Source organism: Polaromonas sp. CT11-55, from assembly GCF_047303325.1.
Lineage (GTDB): Bacteria > Pseudomonadota > Gammaproteobacteria > Burkholderiales > Burkholderiaceae_C > Polaromonas.
The window spans coordinates 108871-125062 of sequence record NZ_JBKBEX010000005.1 but is presented as its reverse complement, the minus strand read 5'-3'; the positions used below and the strand labels follow the sequence as shown (position 1 = coordinate 125062).

Below are 16192 nucleotides of genomic sequence, written 5' to 3'. Positions count from 1 at the left end.
TCCGGTGGGGTCGTCAGGGGTTTTCGGTGTTATTGGCGTCCTCAGCGCTCCCCGTCGAATCGTCGGGTGGCGTGGCCACGAAGCTATCACGAAACGTGAAGTAAATCGAGGTGGAAAACATGGCTGCCATCAGCAGCGCCAGCGGCATCATGGCCGCGGCCATCAGGGTGGCGCTGCCCGTCAGGCCGGTGATGATGCTCAGCACAATGCCTATGCCCAGGAACACGGCGAACCAGCCCAGGCCGTACATCAGGAAGGCGCCCGCGTTGCGTATGCAGGCGACAAAGCTGAAAAACAGGCTTTTGACCGGTGAAATGCCGTGCCAGTGGACCAGCGCCGGCGCATGCCAGAACAGCAGTGAGACCGGCAGGTAGAGCAGCATGGTGACCAGCATGGTCAGCTGGAATTGCGGCGCCATCATGGCTTCGCGGCCGGCCTCGGCTGTTGCGGGCGCGGCGGCCGGCAAGGGCGGCGCATCGACCAGAAAGGGCACCACCATCACGATCAGCAGGCAGGCCGCGGCATAGAGAGCGCCCAGCACCAGCATGGCGCGCATGCGCTGGCGGCCCGCGCGGAAAGCGCTGACCAGCACCGTGGGCATGGGAAATTTGCCTTTGAGGGCTTCCTGCGTCGCGGCCATCAGGCCCAGCGTGGCGGCCGGCACGATCATGAAGGCGAGGATCAGCCCCAGCACCGGCAACAGCGACAGCAACGTCCCCACCGCCATGTAGAGGAAGAACAGGCCCGACATGGCCAGCGGCTGCTGCAAAAAGGTTTTGACGCCCAGCTTGACCCAGGTGATGCCGGTGCTCGCGGGAACGATATTGAGTTTCATGGTCTTCGGGACTTCGGGAAGGGTTGCCAGGGAGGAGCCGGGCAGGGACTGCAGGGGCAGTGTGCCTCAAACCGGCGGGCACTGCCCGGCGCGCCCACGGGACTTAAAGAAGGTACTTAAAGAAGGTAAGGCCGCGCAAGCCGCTCGCGCAGCACACGCTCGAAGTGGCTGGGGTCGTGCGCCTTGAGCACGGCGGCTTCGCGCGGCAAATGCAAATCCCACAGCCGGGACAGCCAGAAGCGCAGGGCGCCGGCGCGTTGCATGGCCGGCAGCAGCTGGCGTTCCTGCGCGGTCAGCGGGCGCACCGCCTGGTAGGCCGCCAGGAAGGCCGCGGAGCGCTCGTCATCCTTGGCGCCCGTGGCCAGGTCTATGCACCAGTCGTTGAGGCAGACCGCGATGTCGAACAAAAAGGTGTCGCAGCCGGCGAAGTAGAAATCAAAAAAGCCGGTGAGTTTGCCGTCCTCGAACATCACGTTGTCGCGGAACAGGTCGGCATGCACCACGCCTTGCGGCAGGCTGCGGCAAGCGGAAGAAGCCGCCACATGGTTCTGGTAGGCCAACTCGCCCAGGATCAGGCTGCTCTGTTCGGGCGTGAGGTGGGGCAGCACCACCGGCACCGTTTCGTTCCACCATTCCAGACCGCGCAGGTTGGGCTGGCGGCGTGGGTAGTCCAGGCCTGCCAGGTGCATGCGCGCCAGCGCCTCGCCCACGCCGGTGCAGTGCGCCGCCGTGGGCGCGAGTTCGCTGTGGCCGCGCAGCTTGCTGACCACCGAGGCGGGCTTGCCCTTGAGCTCGTGGAGGATGTTGCCTTTGGTATCCCCCGCCGGGTCGGGCACGGGGATGCCGTGCGCCGCCAGGTGCTGCATCAGGTGCAGGTAAAAGGGCAGTTGCTCAAAGCTCAGGCGCTCGAACAGGGTCAGCACATACTGGCCCTGGTCGGTGTCCACAAAGTAATTGGTGTTTTCGATGCCACCCGCGGCACCTTTGATGTTCTGCAGCTGCCCCAGATTCAGGGCGTTCAAGAACGCTGCAGCCTCGTCAAACGAGACTTCGGTGTATACGGCCATGCCTGAAACTGAGCCCTGGAATTCTTGGAGTTGTGTATGGAAATTGGGCGGTCAGAACTTCAGCACATTCCAGACGCGCGAACCGTTGGTGTCGTTGCTGGTGGAGCCGGGCGCGGAGCCCCTGGCGCCTTCGGCGGGCTTGACTTCATAGGCCGCGCCACCGGTCTTGGGTTGCACGGTGATCTGCTGGGTTTCGCCGCCCACGCGCAATTCGTCGATGCGGGTGCCGGCATCTTCGGTGCGTATGCGCTTGATGGCCTGGTCGGGGCGTCCCGAAGGGGCCGGCGCGGCGGCCTCCGCCTTGGCGGGCGGCGCGGCGTTTTGCGCGGGTGCCTGGGCCATGGCCGCGGCCAGCGGCAGCGCTGCGGCTGCAGCGATAAGGAGGCGTAAAGCGTGGTTCATGCCTGCATTGTAGGCCTGCGGCGGCTGGGCGACAAAGCCCTGCCCTGTCGTAATAAAGAGGCTGCCCGTGTAGGCAAAAGCCGTTTGCCGGGGACGGTTCGCGGCGCTTGTGGCGCCCCCGGCGGGGCCGGGCCGATATCCCCGACAATCAGGCCCCATGAGTACCGACAAAAAAACGCTGCTGCTGGTGGACGGCTCCAGCTACCTGTATCGCGCCTTCCACGCCATGCCCGACCTGCGCGCCAACCCGGGCGACCCGGCCAGCCCGGCCACAGGCGCCATACGCGGCATGGTCAACATGATGCAGAAGCTGCGCAAGGATGTGCGCGCCGACTTCGCCGCCTGCGTGTTCGACGCCAAGGGGCCGACCTTCCGCGACGCGCTCTACCCCGACTACAAAGCCCAGCGCTCGCCCATGCCCGACGACCTGCGCAGCCAGGTCGAGCCCATCCATGAGGTGGTGCGCCTGCTGGGCTGGAAGGTGCTGGACGTTCCCGGCGTGGAGGCCGACGACGTGATCGGCACACTGGCCTGCCTGGCATCCAGTCAGGGCATTGAGGTGATTATTTCCAGCGGCGACAAGGACTTGAGCCAGCTGGTCGACGAAAACATCACCGTCATCGACACCATGAACGACCGGCGTCGGGACGTGGCCGGCGTCGAGGCCGAATTCGGCGTGCCGCCGCGGCTGATGATCGATTACCAGGCCCTGGTCGGCGACGCGGTCGACAATGTGCCCGGCGTGCCCAAGGTCGGTCCCAAGACCGCCGTCAAATGGCTGCTCGAATACGGCTCGCTGGACGCGCTGGTGGCGCGCGCCGGCGAGATCAAGGGCGTGGTCGGCGAGAACCTGCGCCAGTCGCTGGACTGGTTGCCCAAGGGCCGGGAACTGCTGACCATCAAGAAAGACTGCGAGCTGGACGAATACATAGACGGCCTGCCCGCCCTGGACGCGATTGCCATGGGCGGGCAGCAGACCGAAGCCCTGAAAGCCTTTTACGAAAAATACGGCTTCAAGGGACTGGTCAAGCAGATCGAGATCGAAAGCATGCCCGCCGAATTGCCTGCCGGGCCCGAGGGCCGGCACAAACCCGCGCCGGCGGGCGGTTCGGGTGGCCGCTCGGATTCGCCGGGCCTGTTTGACGAAGCGCCCCTGACCGACACACCGCCGGCCCAGCGCACCAGCAACCTCAATTACGACACGGTGCTCACCTGGGAGGCCTTTGACCGCTGGCTGGCCAAAATTGAGGCGGCCGAACTCGTCGCGCTGGACACAGAAACCACCTCGCTCGACGAAATGCTGGCGGAAATCGTCGGCCTGAGCTTTAGCGTCAAGCCCGGCGAGGCGGCCTACATTCCGCTCACGCACGACTACCCCGACGCGCCCGCGCAATTGCCGCGTGACGAGGTGCTGGCCCGCCTCAAGCCCTGGCTGGAAAACCCGGCAAGGTCCAAGCTGGGCCAGCACGTCAAATACGACCGCCATGTGTTCGCGAACCACGGCATCGAGGTACAGGGCTATGCGCACGACACCATGCTGCAAAGCTATGTGCTGGAAGTGCACAAGCCGCACGGCCTGGCCAGCCTGGCCGAGCGACACGTGGGCCGCAGCGGCATCAATTACGAAGACCTGTGCGGCAAGGGCGCGCACCAGATCAAGTTCAACCAGGTCGACATCGCCAAGGCCGCTGAATATTCGTGCGAAGACTCCGACCAGACCCTGGATGTGCACCGCGTACTGTGGCCGCAGTTGCAGGCCAACGAGAAGCTGCGCTTTATCTACGAACTGGAAATGCAGAGCAGCGAAACGCTGTACCGCATAGAGCGCAACGGCGTGATGATCGATGCGCCCACCCTGGCCGCGCAAAGCCATGAACTGGGCCAGCGCATCATCCAGCTTGAAACAGAGGCCTACGAGATTGCCGGCCAGCCCTTCAACCTGGGCAGCCCCAAGCAGCTCGGCGAAATCTTCTTCGACAAGCTCGGCATGCCGGTCATCAAGAAGACCCCCAGCGGCGCGCGCAGCACCGATGAAGAGGTGCTCGAAAAACTCGCCGAAGACTACCCGCTGCCCGCCAAGCTGCTGGAGCACCGCTCGCTGAGCAAGCTCAAGGGCACTTACACCGACAAGCTCGCGCAACTGGCGCTGCCGCGCACCGGCCGTGTGCACACCCACTATGCGCAGGCCGTGGCGGTCACCGGGCGGCTGTCGAGCAACGACCCCAACCTGCAGAACATCCCCATCCGTACCGTGGAAGGCCGCCGCGTGCGCGAGGCCTTCATCGCGCCGCCCGGCAGCGTGATCGCCAGCGCCGACTATTCGCAGATCGAGCTGCGCATCATGGCGCACATCAGCCGCGACGAAGCGCTGCTCAGCGCCTTCACCAACGGCCTGGACGTGCACCGCGCCACGGCCGCCGAGGTCTTCGGCGTGGCACTGGAGCAGGTCAGCAGCGAGCAGCGCCGTTATGCCAAGGTCATCAACTTCGGCCTGATCTACGGCATGAGCAGCTTCGGCCTGGCGCGCAACCTCGGCATAGAGACCAAGGCCGCGGCGGCCTATATCGACAAATACTTCCAGCGCTACCCCGGCGTCAAGAACTACATGGATGAGACCGTGGTGTTCGCCCAGAAAAACCATTTCGTGGAGACCGTCTTCGGCCGGCGCCTCTACCTGTCGGAAATCAACGGCGGCAACGGCCCGCGCAAAAAGGCCGCGGAACGCCAGGCCATCAATGCGCCCATGCAGGGCACGGCGGCCGACCTGATCAAGCTCAGCATGAACAAGGTGCAGCAGGTGCTCGATGAAGAGAAACGCGCCACCAAGATGATCATGCAGGTGCATGACGAACTGGTGTTCGAGGTGCCCGAGGCCGAAGTCGAATGGGTGCGCACCGAGATCCCGCGCCTGATGGCCGGTGTGGCGGATTTGAAGGTGCCGCTGCTCGCTGAAATTGGCGTAGGGCCGAACTGGGACAAGGCGCATTAAGCGCACCGGGCCACACGGGCCTCTTGTCCAGCCCGTTCCAACACCCTGATTCGCGTCCATTCCGGCGCGACCGCATCCAGCCGAGTGGCCAGCATGGGCAAATGATTGGCCGGCACGGCGGGGTAGAGGTGATGCTCGACGTGGTACAGCAGGTTCACGGTCAAGCGGTTGACCCAGGCGCGCCGTTCGGTGCGCGCGAACACGCCGCCGGCGTCGCAGCCATGGTGCACGCTCCACACGGCGAAAAATCCGACCAAGGCGTTGGAGCCCATCATCGCCACCACGTGGTAGCGCAGCCAGGCCTGCTCGGTCGCGATGGCGGACAGCCAGACTGCGGCGATCAATGTTAGCTCCGCCCATACCCAGCGACGCGTGCGTGGGCTGCCATCGCGCAACGCCTGCGCGTGGGTGCGGATGCTGAACAGCGGGCCCAGCAGCAGGGCGCGCCAGCCGGCTTGCCGTGCCCAGCCGCCTTCCTCGTCGCCTTCTCCCAGCGGGTTGCGGTGGTGCGCCAGATGGGTGTGGCGTATGGCGTGGGTGGAGCACAGCATGCCCAGGGTCAACATCAGCAGCACCGCGTCCAGCCAGCGGCGCGGCACGCCTATGCTGGCGTGGTAGCTATCGTGGGCCTGGCGCAACGCGGTCAGAAAGAAGGCCGCCGACAGCGGCATCGCCAGCCAATACAGGTCTTGCTGCGCGGCCCACAGCGAGCCTGCCAGCCAGGGCGCGGAAAGGCCCAGGTTCAGCACGACCTGGCGGGGCCGCAAGGCCACAAGGTCATCCCAGCGGACTTGCGTGGGCCTGGGCCTTGCGCTGGCTGCGGTGCGGCTTGTATCGATATCCAGAGACATGGCTTGGCCTCCTCGTGCAGTCCGGTCTTGCGATGTGCGCTCGCCTTCAGGGCGTGCCGCCGGCAGCGGCGGACGGTGTGGCCGGCGCGGCGGCTTGGGCACTCTGCACGTGGGCGGCCAGTTCCTTTGCCGCTATCCATTGGCGCACCTGCGTCCAGACATTGCGCGAGATGATGGCCACGGTGGCGAACACGCCTGCCATCACCAGCCACAGCGAGCGCCGCATCGCGTCGATGGCGCTGCTGCGGTCGCTGAATTCGCCGAAACTCAGCGTCAGCAGCAGCGTGCCCGACACTGCCAGCAGGTAGGCGCAGCGTATCCAGAACTCCGCGCCGCCGTCCGCGTCGCATAGCATGCGCAGCACCTTGTAGAGGATGGGCTGGAGGTAGCTGATCGCCACAATGGGGCCGACCACCGCGACCAGCAGCGAGACAAAAAACAGGGTGGCATCGAGATGCGCTTCCATGATGGGTGTTTCCTTTCTTGGTTTGAAGAACTTTGTTTAACGCGAGCAACTGGCGGAGTCGCAGCGGGCTGCGGCCGAGCGTTCGGCCGCGCGCCGCACGGCGCCTTCAAACATCAGGCGCACCAGGCCGCGCGGGATGCGGTGGCGGTTGCGTGCCAGTACGGGGTAGCTCCATTCCGCGAAGGGGCGCAGCAGCGGCAAGCGCATCGCGTTGCTGACCCAGCCCAGGCCGACCGCCTCGTAGGCCAGGCGGAACACCTCCACGCCCTTGAGCACGCGGCCGTCGGCCCTGCGGGCGTGGATCAGCTCCAGCAAGTCCTGCATCGTCGTGCCCGCGGGTGGCCCGGAAAAGTCCGGCGCCGAGACGTCGGCAAAGCGCAGATGGCCTTCGGTGTTGCGCAGCATCAGGTTGCTCATTTCGGCATTGCAAAGCGGGCAGGCCGATTCGTAGTACAGGGTCAGCGGGTAGATGGCCGGGTCCATGCTGGCTTTAAGGCTGTCGTAGCGGGTGTTGCCTGGGCTGCTGACGGCTTGCGTTGCTGAGTGAATGGCAGTCATATTTCTCTCCTTTAGAAATTTCAGTACAAACAGAAATTCATAACCAAAAAAAAGCCGGCCGGCCTTTCAGAAGGTGGGCGGCAGCAACTCCGAAGGGTCCATGGGCTTGGCGTCGCTGTCGCCGCGCACGAACTTCTGCACGCTGGCACCCATGCGCAGCACTTTTTCAAGCGTGTTGGGCGACAGGCGCAGCATCTCGTCGGCCCACAGGCCCAGCGATTCCATCAGCCTCAGGGTTTCACGCACGCGGTCCTGCGCGTCGGCGGGCTCGGCTTCGAAGCCCTGGTCTTTGACGAGTTCACGCAACATACGCACCGTCGGATCGTATTCGCGCTCTTTGCGCTCGCGCACCACGGTGCGGAACAGCTCCCAGACGTCCAGCGAGGTTTCGTAATAGTCGCGCCTGTCGCCCAAAACGTGGGTGGCGCGTATCAGGTTCCAGTTCAGCAGTTCCTTGAGGCTGGTGCTGACATTGGAGCGCGCAACGGCCAGGGTGTCGGCGATGTCCTCGGCATGCAGCGGGCGGCCATGGAAGAAGAGCAGGGCGTGGATTTGCGAGACGGTGCGGTTCACGCCCCAGGCGGTGCCCATTTCTCCCCAATGGACGACAAATTTGCGGGCGACGGGGCTGAGTTCCATGGCTCCGACTATATGCTGTCTGTAATTTCTGTCAAGACAGAAATTACAGATGAGGAAAAGAAACAACGATGGGAAGGGCGGGGAAAGGTGCAGGCCCGAGAATACGGCCCATGGCAGACATCAAGACCTACGGCATGTCCGAGCGGGCCGACCACCTGGACTTCGACATCCGGTCCCAGCTGGTGCGGCCGCCGCTGTTGCGCCCGCACCGGCACGAGTATTTCCAGATCCAGATCAGCCTGCAGGGCGACACCGAGCAGAACGTGGCCGGCACGGTGCGGCCTTTCCGCCGCGGCTACCTGAGTTTTATCCTGCCTTACCGCGTGCATGTGATACCGCATCCCGAGGGTTCGCGCTACGTCATCATCAATATGTCGCAGCAGTTTTTGCGGCCCGGCCTGGACGTGGACCCGCTGGACCTGGAGGACGTGCCCTTGACGCGCGCGCCCGAGCTGGCGCCATTCCTGTTCCAGGAATACGCCGACTTCTATTTTTCCGAGGATGAGTTTCCCGAGATCGAGGCGCTGCTGAAAAAACTCGCGTTTGAAAACGCGCACCGGCGCTTCGGCTCCATTGAGATGATCCGCGGCCTGATGCTGCAGTTGATAGGCCTGGTCTGCCGCAAGTATGAAGCCGACCTGCTGCGCTTTTCGGCCAGCCAGGCGCAGCAAGGCAGCCGGCGCGCCAGCCTGCAGCGTGCGGTGCGCTATATCCGCGAGCACCTGGCCGGCGAGGTGACGCTGGCCGATGCGGCGGCGGCGGCCTTTCTGTCGCCCAATTACCTCGCCCACTTACTCAAGAAGGAAACCGGCAAAACTTTCACCGACCTGGTGACCGAACGGCGGCTGGAGTTCGCGCAGGAACAGCTGGCGCACAGCAGCCAGCGCATCGCCAGCATCGCTCATGCCTCGGGTTTTGCCGACGAGGCTTATTTCGCGCGGCGCTTTCGCCAGCGTTTTGGCCAGACACCCAAGGCTTATCGCGATAGCGTACGGGCCAAGATCTCCGGTACAGCCTGAGGCGTGCTGCGGCGCAACACCGCTGCATTGAATCGTCCGGTAAATGCGTAATTGCGTCCGCCTGGGAAAGCCGTGTCCGCCCTAAGCTTTACGGTTGGAGAAAAATGCCGACAACAAGCTCCAGCTTTTATCAATCCAGGAGACACCTATGACACAACCAGACATGAACAAACGCGGAATTCTTCAAACAGGCGCCCTGATGGCGACAGGCGCGGTCGTCGGCTGCGCCACGCCCGGCACGGCGGCCAATGCGCCGGCCACGCCCTTCGCGGTGGCCGGGACCTACATCCCCATTGCGGGCAGCACCGAAATGTTCCCGGTGCGCCGCATCTACTGCATAGGCCGCAACTACGCGGCCCATGCGATCGAGATGGGCTCGGACCCTAACCGCGAGCCGCCTTTCTTTTTCCAGAAGCCGACCGACGCCATCCAGGTGGTGCCGCCCGGCAAGGTGGCCGACCATCCCTATCCCACGCTGACCAAGAACTACCACTATGAGGTCGAACTGGTGGCGGCACTGGCCAAGGGCGGGCGCAACATCCCCATGGACCAGGCGCTGGATCGGGTCTACGGTTACGCGCTGGGCCTGGACATGACGCGGCGCGATTTGCAGCGCGGTATGGGCGACCAGAAAAAACCCTGGGAAATCGGCAAGAGCTTTGACATGTCGGCCCCCATAGGCCCCATCCACAAGGTGGCGCAGACCGGCCACTACACCAAGGGCGCGATCTGGCTCAAGGTCAACGGCCAGGTCAAGCAGCAGGCCACGCTCAACCACATGATCTGGTCGGTGGCCGAGCAGATCTCCAAGCTGTCCGAGGCCTTTGAGCTCTTCCCCGGTGACATCATTTATTCAGGCACGCCTGAAAACGTCGGCCCGGTGGTCAAGGGCGACGTCATCGAATGCCATATCGACGGCCTGCCGGAGCTCAGCGTCAAGATCGTCTGAGGGCCGGGGCGCTGAAGTGAATTGAAGTGAGGGGGCGGGGCAAGGGAAAACACCGTGCCATCGCCCCGCGGTGGCAAGAACTTCCGGGGCCGCATAGACTCCGACTGTTTGCCTTTCTCTCCCAACAACTATCTGTGAGGAAACCGCCATGCTTGAACACGACCAGAAAAAAGACTTCGATGCGCTGCTGCCCGGGCGTAGCACCGAAGCCGGCGCCAGCCGCCGCACCGCGCTCAAAACGGCCCTGGGTGTCGGTTATGCCGCCACCGCCATGCCCATCATGGCGCAGACCGCCATCAAGACCTCCTCGGAAGGCCTGAAGACCGGCGAGGCCACTTACGAGGTCAACGGCTTCAAGGTGCCCGCGTTTTTCGCGGCGCCCGCCGGCAAGACCAACTTGCCGGTGGTGCTGGTGATCCAGGAAATCTTCGGCGTGCACGAATACATCGCCGACACCGCGCGGCGCTTCGCCAAGGCCGGCTACCTGGCCATCGCCCCCGAGCTTTACGCGCGCCAGGGCGACCCCAGCAAATACAACGAAATGGCCAAGCTCATGGCCGAAGTCGTCTCCAAGGTGCCCGACGAACAGGTCATGGCCGACCTGGACGGCGCGGTGAAGTGGGCGGGCGCCAATGGCGGAAACACCAAAAAAGTCGGCATCACCGGTTTTTGCTGGGGCGGCCGCATCACCTGGCTGTATGCCGAGCAGAGCAAGAACGTCAAGGCCGGCGTGGCCTGGTACGGCCGCCTGGTCGGCCAGCCCTCGGCGCTCACGCCCAAGCACCCGCTGGACCTCGCGGCAGGCCTGAAGGCGCCGGTGCTCGGTTTGTACGGCGGCCAGGACGGCGGCATCCCGCTGACCACCGTCAACCAGATGAAGGACGCACTGGCCGAAGCCGGCGCCAAGGGCAACAAGGCGGCAGCCGCCTCCGAGTTTGTGGTGTACCCGCAGGCCCCCCATGCCTTCCATGCCGACTACCGGCCCAGCTACCGCAAGGATGCGGCCGAAGACGGATTCAAGCGTGCACTCGAATGGTTCAAGTCCCACGGCGTCGCTTAATTCGACCCCGCCAAGCTGCAAGCCGCCGAGCCCGAGAGGGCTGGCGGCTTTTTTATGCCAGCCCCTCTTGACAGGCTTGATAAGATAAAAACAACCCCGGCCGCTGGCATTGAATGCTGCGCCCGGGGTTTTGTCGTCTGTGGTGTAACCTCCTGGGTGCCCCTGCAGGCATGGGCTGATCAATTTGGGCTTCGGCCCAGTCAATACGAGCATATGTAGCTATGACTTTGCTAGCAATCTTGATGGGAACCCTGGCCGCCGGCATAGGCAGCGTGTGGCTGGCGGCCTTGCTGAGCTTTGGCGTGCTGGCCCGCTACACCCAGCACATGCTGAGCCTGGCCGCCGGCGCGCTGCTGGCCACGGCCTTTATGCACCTGCTGCCCGAGGCCTTTGAAAGCCAGGCCGGCGCCAAGGAACTGTTCGCCACCTTGCTGGTGGGGCTGGTGTTCTTTTTTCTGCTCGACAAGGCCGAGCTCTGGCACCACGGCCATGAGCACCACGGCGGCGAGCACCATGGCCCCGAAGCGGCGGCGCATGCCCAGCATGACCACACCGGGCACGTGCATGCCGCGCATAGCCACCACGGCCACGCCCATGGGCATGGGCATGGCGAAGCCCGCACCGGCGGCTGGGCCGTGCTGGCCGGCGACAGCGTGCATGCCTTCGGCGACGGCATTTTGATCGCCTCGGCCTTTATGGCGGACCTGCGGCTGGGCGTGGTCGCCGCGCTGGCGGTGCTGGTGCATGAGGTGCCCCACCATATGGGCGACCTGGTGGTGCTGCGCCAGACCTCGAACAACCGGCGCGCCGCCCTCATCAAGGTGTCGCTGGCGGGCGCGGTGACGGCATTGGGCGGCGTGGTCGGCTACGCGCTGGTCGACCAGCTCTATGACTACCTGCCGTTTTTCCTGATCATGGCCTCGAGCAGCTTTATCTATGTCGCGCTGGCCGACTTGATCCCGCAACTGCAAAAACGCGTGACCGCCCGTGAAACCGTGGCGCAGATCGCCTGGCTGGCCATAGGCATAGGCCTGGTCACGCTGATCAGCGGGATAGCGCATCACCATTGAGGGTTTCCGGCCCGGCGGCGCTGCTGTAAGACGGCGCCTGACAAGCCCATGGCTTGGCGGCCTATAGGCCGGTTTGGGGCGTGGCGGGAAGATAAAGCTGGCAATCTTCCCAGCCCACTATCCCTTGTGCAAAGGCAGGCCCGCCATGAACTTTCATTCAGAACCCACCACGGTTTCCAGTGCCTTCCGCCCGTCGACTGCCTTTGGCACCGGCTGGCCGCCCCGCAAAGCGTCGCAGCACAAACCGCGCATTGTTCGTCGCCCGCGTGCGGCGGCCTATATCGCGTTCTTCATCACGGTCTTCGCCAGCATGGCGGCCGCCGCTGCGCTGGCCACCCACGACTTGCCACTCATGCTGGTGGGTTTGTGATGAGTCGCAAACCCGGCCATTCACCTGACGGCGGCGTCCCGCTGGGGACGGGCTCGCCCGACGAGCCGGCGCACACGCTGCCGGCCGAGCCGGCCCAGATCACCAAAGCCCGGTCTCCGAAAGCCGAAGCGGCGCAGCCCCGTGCCGGCGCACACAAGCGCCCCGGCAATGAGGAGCCCGAGCCAACGCTGGAGGATGACCTTCCCTCCGACGGGCGCGACAAAAAAGGCGAGGCCATGATCCGCGACCTGCCACGCAAGGCCGGAAAAAAAGAGCGCTAGTCCGTGGCCACCAATCCCAACACGCCGCCGCCCGAGCCGCTGCCGCCTCTGGACACGCCGCCGGACCCGGGCGAGGTGCAGACCACGCCCATGCCAATGACGGTGATATAGGCGAAAAAAGCGCTGCCGGCAATGAAATCGAAACCGGTGTAGTGTCATCAAGCGCACAGGAAATGCGCAACGCAGGCAGGACACCCGCTTCCGGGTTTCCTGCAGGGTTTGACTGCTGCAAGGAGAACCGACATGCCGATAGACACCAGCCCCGAGGGCGCCGAGCTGTTGCACCAGCCGGTCGTCAAGCCATTTCCCGAAATCAGCCCCAAAGACCCCCGCCACGCCCACCATGCCCGGCAGGCCATTGACGACGACGGCCACAACCACGATGAGCACGATGAGGTCAATGCCGGCGCTACATCCGGCACTTCTGCGGGTGCAGGCCTGAAACCGGGCCCGGCCCCCGCGCCGCCGGCTTGAGCGCCAGTTCCGCGCTTGCACTGCGCGGCAAGCTTCGATAAGGTCGGGAGACTTTTTCCCGAGGGAGACACCATGGCCGAAGTTCTCAAGGTCCGCTGCTGCATTGCCGGCGGCGGCCCGGCCGGCATGATGCTGGGCCTGCTGCTGGCACGCGCCGGCGTAGACGTACTGGTGCTTGAAAAGCATGCCGACTTCCTGCGCGACTTTCGCGGCGACACCGTGCATCCGTCCACCCTGCAGGTGATCCACGAATTGGGACTGCTGGACAAATTCCTGGCGCGTCCGCACGAGGAGGTCAGCGAACTGCGTGCAATCGTCGGCGACACCCAGGTGGTGCTCGCCAGCTTCAAGCGCCTGCGCATACGCTGCCAGTTCATCGCGATGATGCCGCAGTGGGAGTTCCTGGATTTCGTGCGGGACGAGGCCGAGCTCTACCCGGGTTTTCGCTTGCTGCAGAACGCCGAAGTCACGGGGCTGAGCGAAGAGGGCGGCACGGTGACGGGCGTGCATGTCGCGACGCCGGACGGCTCCCTGGAGGTGAGGGCGGACCTGGTCATTGGCGCCGACGGCCGGCGCTCGACGGTGCGCGCCGCCGCCGGGCTGGTGGTGCGCGACCTGGGCGCGCCCATCGACGTGCTCTGGATGCGGCTGCCCAAGCTGCCGGGGGATCCGTCCACCACGGGCGGGCGCATCACCACCGGCATTTTCCTGGCCATGATTGACCGCGGCAGCTACTGGCAGTGCGCCTATGTGATTCCCAAGGGCGGCATTGAGGCCGTGCGCGCGCGCGGGCTGGAGGCCTTCAGGGCCGACATGGTGAAAGTGGCGCCGCTGTTCGCGGGCCGCATGGACGCGCTGGCAAGCTGGGACGACATCAAGCTGCTGAGCGTGACGGTGGACCGGCTGGAGCGCTGGTACAGGCCCGGCCTGCTGTGTATAGGCGACGCCGCGCATGCCATGTCGCCGGTGGGCGGCGTGGGCATCAACCTGGCGGTGCAGGATGCGGTGGCGGCGGCCAACACGCTGGCGCAGCCGCTGGCCGATGTGCGTGTGGGCACGGCGGCCTTGACGCCTTTCCTGGCGCGGGTGGAAAAGCGGCGCCTGCTGCCGACCCGGCTCACGCAGGCGGCGCAGGTGGCCATCCAGAACCGCGTGCTGAGCCCGGTGCTGGCGGCGCGCGGCAGCGAGGCCCCGCCCATGGCGCTGCCCTGGCCATTGAAGCTGATGCGCCGCTGGCCGCTGCTGCAGGCGCTGCCGGCTTATGCGGTGGGTGTGGGCGTGCGGCCCGAGCACGTGCGCTCCCCGGCGCGGCCTCCCGCCTAGATTTGTAGGCCGTTTCCTACGCTATGGGCAGGCATTGCCTACAGCGGCCGTGCCGCGCGGCTTTTACAGTGAAGTCAACAGACTCTGCGCACCCCCTTTGCGCACCCTCGCGGCAGGCGGGCCGGATTAGCGGTAACGCCGGCAAGAGACTGCAAGCCCAGGAGACCTCCATGAAAAGCAGCGATACCCTTCATGCCCACAAACCCGAACCCAGCCCTTCCAAGGGTCAGGTGGGCGACAGGCCGGACAACGGCTCCAGGAGCAGCCGCGGTGCCGGTCCCAGTTCGGGAGCGCGGCGCGACAACCCGCACAGGCGCATCCGCTTGACAGGCCACGCTCGCGCCTGCTGAAGCGCACCTTCCGTTGCGCGCGCTCAACTCATCCTCATCGGAAAATCCCTACAGGCCCGTGGGACCCCGTCTCATGGGGTATGCCCGCAGGGCCCGGCTAAATTGACGTCTGGCTGCCGTTCAGCCAACTTCCGCGATCGACAGATTGACCTTCCTATTGCTTCATCTCTTCATACAAGGAAACAGACATGCACGCATCCAAATTGAAACCCGCTGCCGCAACGGCCCTTGCCCTGGCTGCCCTGTTGGCGCTGGGCGCCTGTGGGAAAAAAGTTGAAGACACCGGCGCGACCTCTTCGACGCCGTCCAGTTCCAGCCCTTCAACTACATCCACGCCTTCGACTTCATCCACGCCTTCGACGCCTTCCACCAGCAGCACCAGTCCCATGCCAACGCCGGAGGCCAGCGCTTCCGTCTCGAATTCGGGTTCGACCGCTCCCGGCACGCCGGCCAGCGGCGGCACCAAATAAAGCGAGCTGCGCCTGCTCCTCTCGGGCCCCAGAACAAAAAAACGCCACCAGGCATGCGCCGGTGGCGTTTTTTTGGATGGGCCGAAAACCGGGGGCAGGGCGTGCGGGCTCCTAGCCCTGCGCCACCGGGCGTTGCGGGTCGCTGCACCAGTCGCTCCAGCTGCCGGCGTAAAGGCCGGTCCTGCCGAGGCCGGCGATTTCCATCGCGACCAGGTTGGGCAGGGCGCTGACGCCGCTGCCGCAGTGGTGCACCACGGTTGCCGGGTCGCGGCCGGCCAGCAGGGTTTCAAACTCGGCCTTGAGTTGCGCGGCCGGCTTGAATTTGCCGTCGGCTCCGATGTTCTGGCTGAAGGGCCGGTTCAACGCGCCCGGGATATGGCCGGCCACCGGGTCCAGCGGCTCCACCTCGCCCTTGAAGCGCGGCGTGGCGCGCGCATCGATCAGGGTCTGGGCCGGACGCCCCAACTGAGCGGCCACGGTATCGGCCGACACCAGCGTGGCCCTGGCCGGCGCGAGCAGGAAGCTGGCCTGGAAATGCGCGGGCTCCTCGCCGCTGTTCACCGCGCCGCCCGCCGCCTGCCAGGCCTGCAAGCCGCCATCGAGCATGGCGACGTTTTCATGGCCGGCCCACTTGAGCATCCACCACAGGCGCCCGCAGTAGTTGGCGCCGTTGCGGTCGTAAACGACGGCCTGCATGTCGTTGGCGAAACCGACGCTGGACAGCCAGGTCGCGAACCTCTCGCGGTTGGGCAGCGGGTGGCGCCCGCCGGACGCGGGCGCGTCGGCGCCGCTGGCGGTGATGATCCCGTGGGCGCCCGGCACGCCGTGTTTGGCGCTCAGCGCGGTGTCCAGGTTGGCGTACACGGCGCCGGGGATGTGCGAGGCCAGGTACTGCTCATGCCCCGCGCTGGGCTTCATCAGGTCGAAGGTGCAATCGAAGATGCGCAGCGGTTTGGCCGAGGCGACAAGGGCTTGCAGCTGCTCGGCGGAAATCAGGGTGGTGTAGCTCATTGTTTGCT

At 65.1% G+C, this 16192-nt stretch carries 19 protein-coding genes; 10 read left to right on the top strand and 9 right to left on the bottom strand.

The features are described 5' to 3' along the window. Window positions 1-13 precede the first annotated feature (13 nt). From ACEN8I_RS07570 to ACEN8I_RS07560, 3 genes are all read right to left on the bottom strand, one after another. Window positions 14-835 (bottom strand): BPSS1780 family membrane protein, encoded by an 822-nt coding sequence (locus ACEN8I_RS07570; protein WP_413327700.1) that lies wholly within the window; start codon window positions 833-835, stop codon window positions 14-16. A gap of 116 nt (window positions 836-951) precedes the next feature. Beyond that, window positions 952-1902: a homoserine kinase gene (locus ACEN8I_RS07565; protein WP_413327699.1), complete on the bottom strand. Its 951-nt coding sequence runs from the start codon at window positions 1900-1902 to the stop codon at window positions 952-954. A 51-nt stretch (window positions 1903-1953) separates the two neighbouring features. Then, entirely contained in the window at window positions 1954-2304 is a 351-nt protein-coding gene (locus ACEN8I_RS07560; protein WP_413327698.1) for a hypothetical protein, read from the bottom strand. A 157-nt stretch (window positions 2305-2461) separates the two neighbouring features. On the opposite strand from ACEN8I_RS07560, the gene polA reads away from it, so the two are divergent. Then, the gene (polA, locus tag ACEN8I_RS07555; RefSeq protein WP_413327697.1) at window positions 2462-5293 is read left to right on the top strand and encodes a DNA polymerase I; all 2832 of its coding nucleotides are present in this window, start codon (window positions 2462-2464) and stop codon (window positions 5291-5293) included. On the opposite strand, the gene ACEN8I_RS07550 is transcribed toward polA, so the two are convergent. The 4 genes from ACEN8I_RS07550 to ACEN8I_RS07535 all read right to left on the bottom strand — a co-directional run bounded on the left by ACEN8I_RS07550 (window position 5290) and on the right by ACEN8I_RS07535 (window position 7807). Next, window positions 5290-6144: a fatty acid desaturase family protein gene (locus ACEN8I_RS07550; RefSeq protein ID WP_413327696.1), complete on the bottom strand. Its 855-nt coding sequence runs from the start codon at window positions 6142-6144 to the stop codon at window positions 5290-5292. The genes polA and ACEN8I_RS07550 overlap by 4 nt on opposite strands. A 46-nt stretch (window positions 6145-6190) precedes the next feature. Beyond that, window positions 6191-6610 (bottom strand): hypothetical protein, encoded by a 420-nt coding sequence (locus tag ACEN8I_RS07545; protein ID WP_413327695.1) that lies wholly within the window; start codon window positions 6608-6610, stop codon window positions 6191-6193. A gap of 36 nt (window positions 6611-6646) precedes the next feature. After that, window positions 6647-7168: a thiol-disulfide oxidoreductase DCC family protein gene (locus ACEN8I_RS07540; protein WP_413327694.1), complete on the bottom strand. Its 522-nt coding sequence runs from the start codon at window positions 7166-7168 to the stop codon at window positions 6647-6649. Between the two features lie 66 nt (window positions 7169-7234). Next, window positions 7235-7807: a GbsR/MarR family transcriptional regulator gene (locus tag ACEN8I_RS07535; RefSeq protein ID WP_007865774.1), complete on the bottom strand. Its 573-nt coding sequence runs from the start codon at window positions 7805-7807 to the stop codon at window positions 7235-7237. A gap of 110 nt (window positions 7808-7917) precedes the next feature. Between ACEN8I_RS07535 and ACEN8I_RS07530 the strand changes: the two genes are divergently transcribed. The 9 genes from ACEN8I_RS07530 to ACEN8I_RS07490 all read left to right on the top strand — a co-directional run bounded on the left by ACEN8I_RS07530 (window position 7918) and on the right by ACEN8I_RS07490 (window position 14703). Continuing rightward, on the top strand, window positions 7918-8826 hold the full coding sequence (locus ACEN8I_RS07530) for an AraC family transcriptional regulator (RefSeq protein WP_413327692.1): 909 nt from the start codon (window positions 7918-7920) through the stop codon (window positions 8824-8826). Between the two features lie 148 nt (window positions 8827-8974). Next, the gene (locus ACEN8I_RS07525) at window positions 8975-9775 is read left to right on the top strand and encodes a fumarylacetoacetate hydrolase family protein (protein ID WP_413327691.1); all 801 of its coding nucleotides are present in this window, start codon (window positions 8975-8977) and stop codon (window positions 9773-9775) included. Window positions 9776-9923: 148 nt separating this feature from the next. Next, the gene (locus tag ACEN8I_RS07520) at window positions 9924-10835 is read left to right on the top strand and encodes a dienelactone hydrolase family protein (RefSeq protein WP_413327690.1); all 912 of its coding nucleotides are present in this window, start codon (window positions 9924-9926) and stop codon (window positions 10833-10835) included. Between the two features lie 221 nt (window positions 10836-11056). Then, window positions 11057-11905, top strand: coding sequence for a ZIP family metal transporter (locus ACEN8I_RS07515; RefSeq protein WP_413327689.1), 849 nt, complete (start codon window positions 11057-11059; stop codon window positions 11903-11905). Between the two features lie 145 nt (window positions 11906-12050). Continuing rightward, window positions 12051-12275 (top strand): hypothetical protein, encoded by a 225-nt coding sequence (locus ACEN8I_RS07510; protein ID WP_413327688.1) that lies wholly within the window; start codon window positions 12051-12053, stop codon window positions 12273-12275. Further along, window positions 12275-12556, top strand: coding sequence for a hypothetical protein (locus tag ACEN8I_RS07505; RefSeq protein WP_413327687.1), 282 nt, complete (start codon window positions 12275-12277; stop codon window positions 12554-12556). Before ACEN8I_RS07510 ends, ACEN8I_RS07505 begins: the two co-directional genes overlap by 1 nt. A gap of 243 nt (window positions 12557-12799) precedes the next feature. Continuing rightward, entirely contained in the window at window positions 12800-13030 is a 231-nt protein-coding gene (locus ACEN8I_RS07500; RefSeq protein WP_413327686.1) for a hypothetical protein, read from the top strand. 72 nt (window positions 13031-13102) lie between these two features. After that, window positions 13103-14353 (top strand): FAD-dependent oxidoreductase, encoded by a 1251-nt coding sequence (locus ACEN8I_RS07495; RefSeq protein ID WP_413327685.1) that lies wholly within the window; start codon window positions 13103-13105, stop codon window positions 14351-14353. A gap of 170 nt (window positions 14354-14523) precedes the next feature. Beyond that, complete coding sequence (locus ACEN8I_RS07490) at window positions 14524-14703, top strand: hypothetical protein (RefSeq protein WP_007865760.1); 180 nt, start codon at window positions 14524-14526, stop codon at window positions 14701-14703. 154 nt (window positions 14704-14857) lie between these two features. Here ACEN8I_RS07490 and ACEN8I_RS07485 read toward each other — a convergent pair whose 3' ends face one another. Together ACEN8I_RS07485 and ACEN8I_RS07480 are read right to left on the bottom strand one after the other, a co-directional pair. Continuing rightward, window positions 14858-15169 (bottom strand): hypothetical protein, encoded by a 312-nt coding sequence (locus ACEN8I_RS07485; RefSeq protein ID WP_413327683.1) that lies wholly within the window; start codon window positions 15167-15169, stop codon window positions 14858-14860. Window positions 15170-15284: 115 nt separating this feature from the next. Further along, complete coding sequence (locus ACEN8I_RS07480; protein ID WP_413327682.1) at window positions 15285-16184, bottom strand: sulfurtransferase; 900 nt, start codon at window positions 16182-16184, stop codon at window positions 15285-15287. Window positions 16185-16192: the final 8 nt, after the last annotated feature.

What these genes read in the sequence shown, in the direction of transcription:
- ACEN8I_RS07570 (WP_413327700.1), bottom strand. Translation starts at nt 835, where the DNA reads ATGAAACTCAATATCGTTCCCGCGAGCACCGGCATCACCTGGGTCAAG.
- ACEN8I_RS07565 (WP_413327699.1), bottom strand. Translation starts at nt 1,902, where the DNA reads ATGGCCGTATACACCGAAGTCTCGTTTGACGAGGCTGCAGCGTTCTTG.
- ACEN8I_RS07560 (WP_413327698.1), bottom strand. Translation starts at nt 2,304, where the DNA reads ATGAACCACGCTTTACGCCTCCTTATCGCTGCAGCCGCAGCGCTGCCG.
- polA (WP_413327697.1), top strand. Translation starts at nt 2,462, where the DNA reads ATGAGTACCGACAAAAAAACGCTGCTGCTGGTGGACGGCTCCAGCTAC.
- ACEN8I_RS07550 (WP_413327696.1), bottom strand. Translation starts at nt 6,144, where the DNA reads ATGTCTCTGGATATCGATACAAGCCGCACCGCAGCCAGCGCAAGGCCC.
- ACEN8I_RS07545 (WP_413327695.1), bottom strand. Translation starts at nt 6,610, where the DNA reads ATGGAAGCGCATCTCGATGCCACCCTGTTTTTTGTCTCGCTGCTGGTC.
- ACEN8I_RS07540 (WP_413327694.1), bottom strand. Translation starts at nt 7,168, where the DNA reads ATGACTGCCATTCACTCAGCAACGCAAGCCGTCAGCAGCCCAGGCAAC.
- ACEN8I_RS07535 (WP_007865774.1), bottom strand. Translation starts at nt 7,807, where the DNA reads ATGGAACTCAGCCCCGTCGCCCGCAAATTTGTCGTCCATTGGGGAGAA.
- ACEN8I_RS07530 (WP_413327692.1), top strand. Translation starts at nt 7,918, where the DNA reads ATGGCAGACATCAAGACCTACGGCATGTCCGAGCGGGCCGACCACCTG.
- ACEN8I_RS07525 (WP_413327691.1), top strand. Translation starts at nt 8,975, where the DNA reads ATGACACAACCAGACATGAACAAACGCGGAATTCTTCAAACAGGCGCC.
- ACEN8I_RS07520 (WP_413327690.1), top strand. Translation starts at nt 9,924, where the DNA reads ATGCTTGAACACGACCAGAAAAAAGACTTCGATGCGCTGCTGCCCGGG.
- ACEN8I_RS07515 (WP_413327689.1), top strand. Translation starts at nt 11,057, where the DNA reads ATGACTTTGCTAGCAATCTTGATGGGAACCCTGGCCGCCGGCATAGGC.
- ACEN8I_RS07510 (WP_413327688.1), top strand. Translation starts at nt 12,051, where the DNA reads ATGAACTTTCATTCAGAACCCACCACGGTTTCCAGTGCCTTCCGCCCG.
- ACEN8I_RS07505 (WP_413327687.1), top strand. Translation starts at nt 12,275, where the DNA reads ATGAGTCGCAAACCCGGCCATTCACCTGACGGCGGCGTCCCGCTGGGG.
- ACEN8I_RS07500 (WP_413327686.1), top strand. Translation starts at nt 12,800, where the DNA reads ATGCCGATAGACACCAGCCCCGAGGGCGCCGAGCTGTTGCACCAGCCG.
- ACEN8I_RS07495 (WP_413327685.1), top strand. Translation starts at nt 13,103, where the DNA reads ATGGCCGAAGTTCTCAAGGTCCGCTGCTGCATTGCCGGCGGCGGCCCG.
- ACEN8I_RS07490 (WP_007865760.1), top strand. Translation starts at nt 14,524, where the DNA reads ATGAAAAGCAGCGATACCCTTCATGCCCACAAACCCGAACCCAGCCCT.
- ACEN8I_RS07480 (WP_413327682.1), bottom strand. Translation starts at nt 16,184, where the DNA reads ATGAGCTACACCACCCTGATTTCCGCCGAGCAGCTGCAAGCCCTTGTC.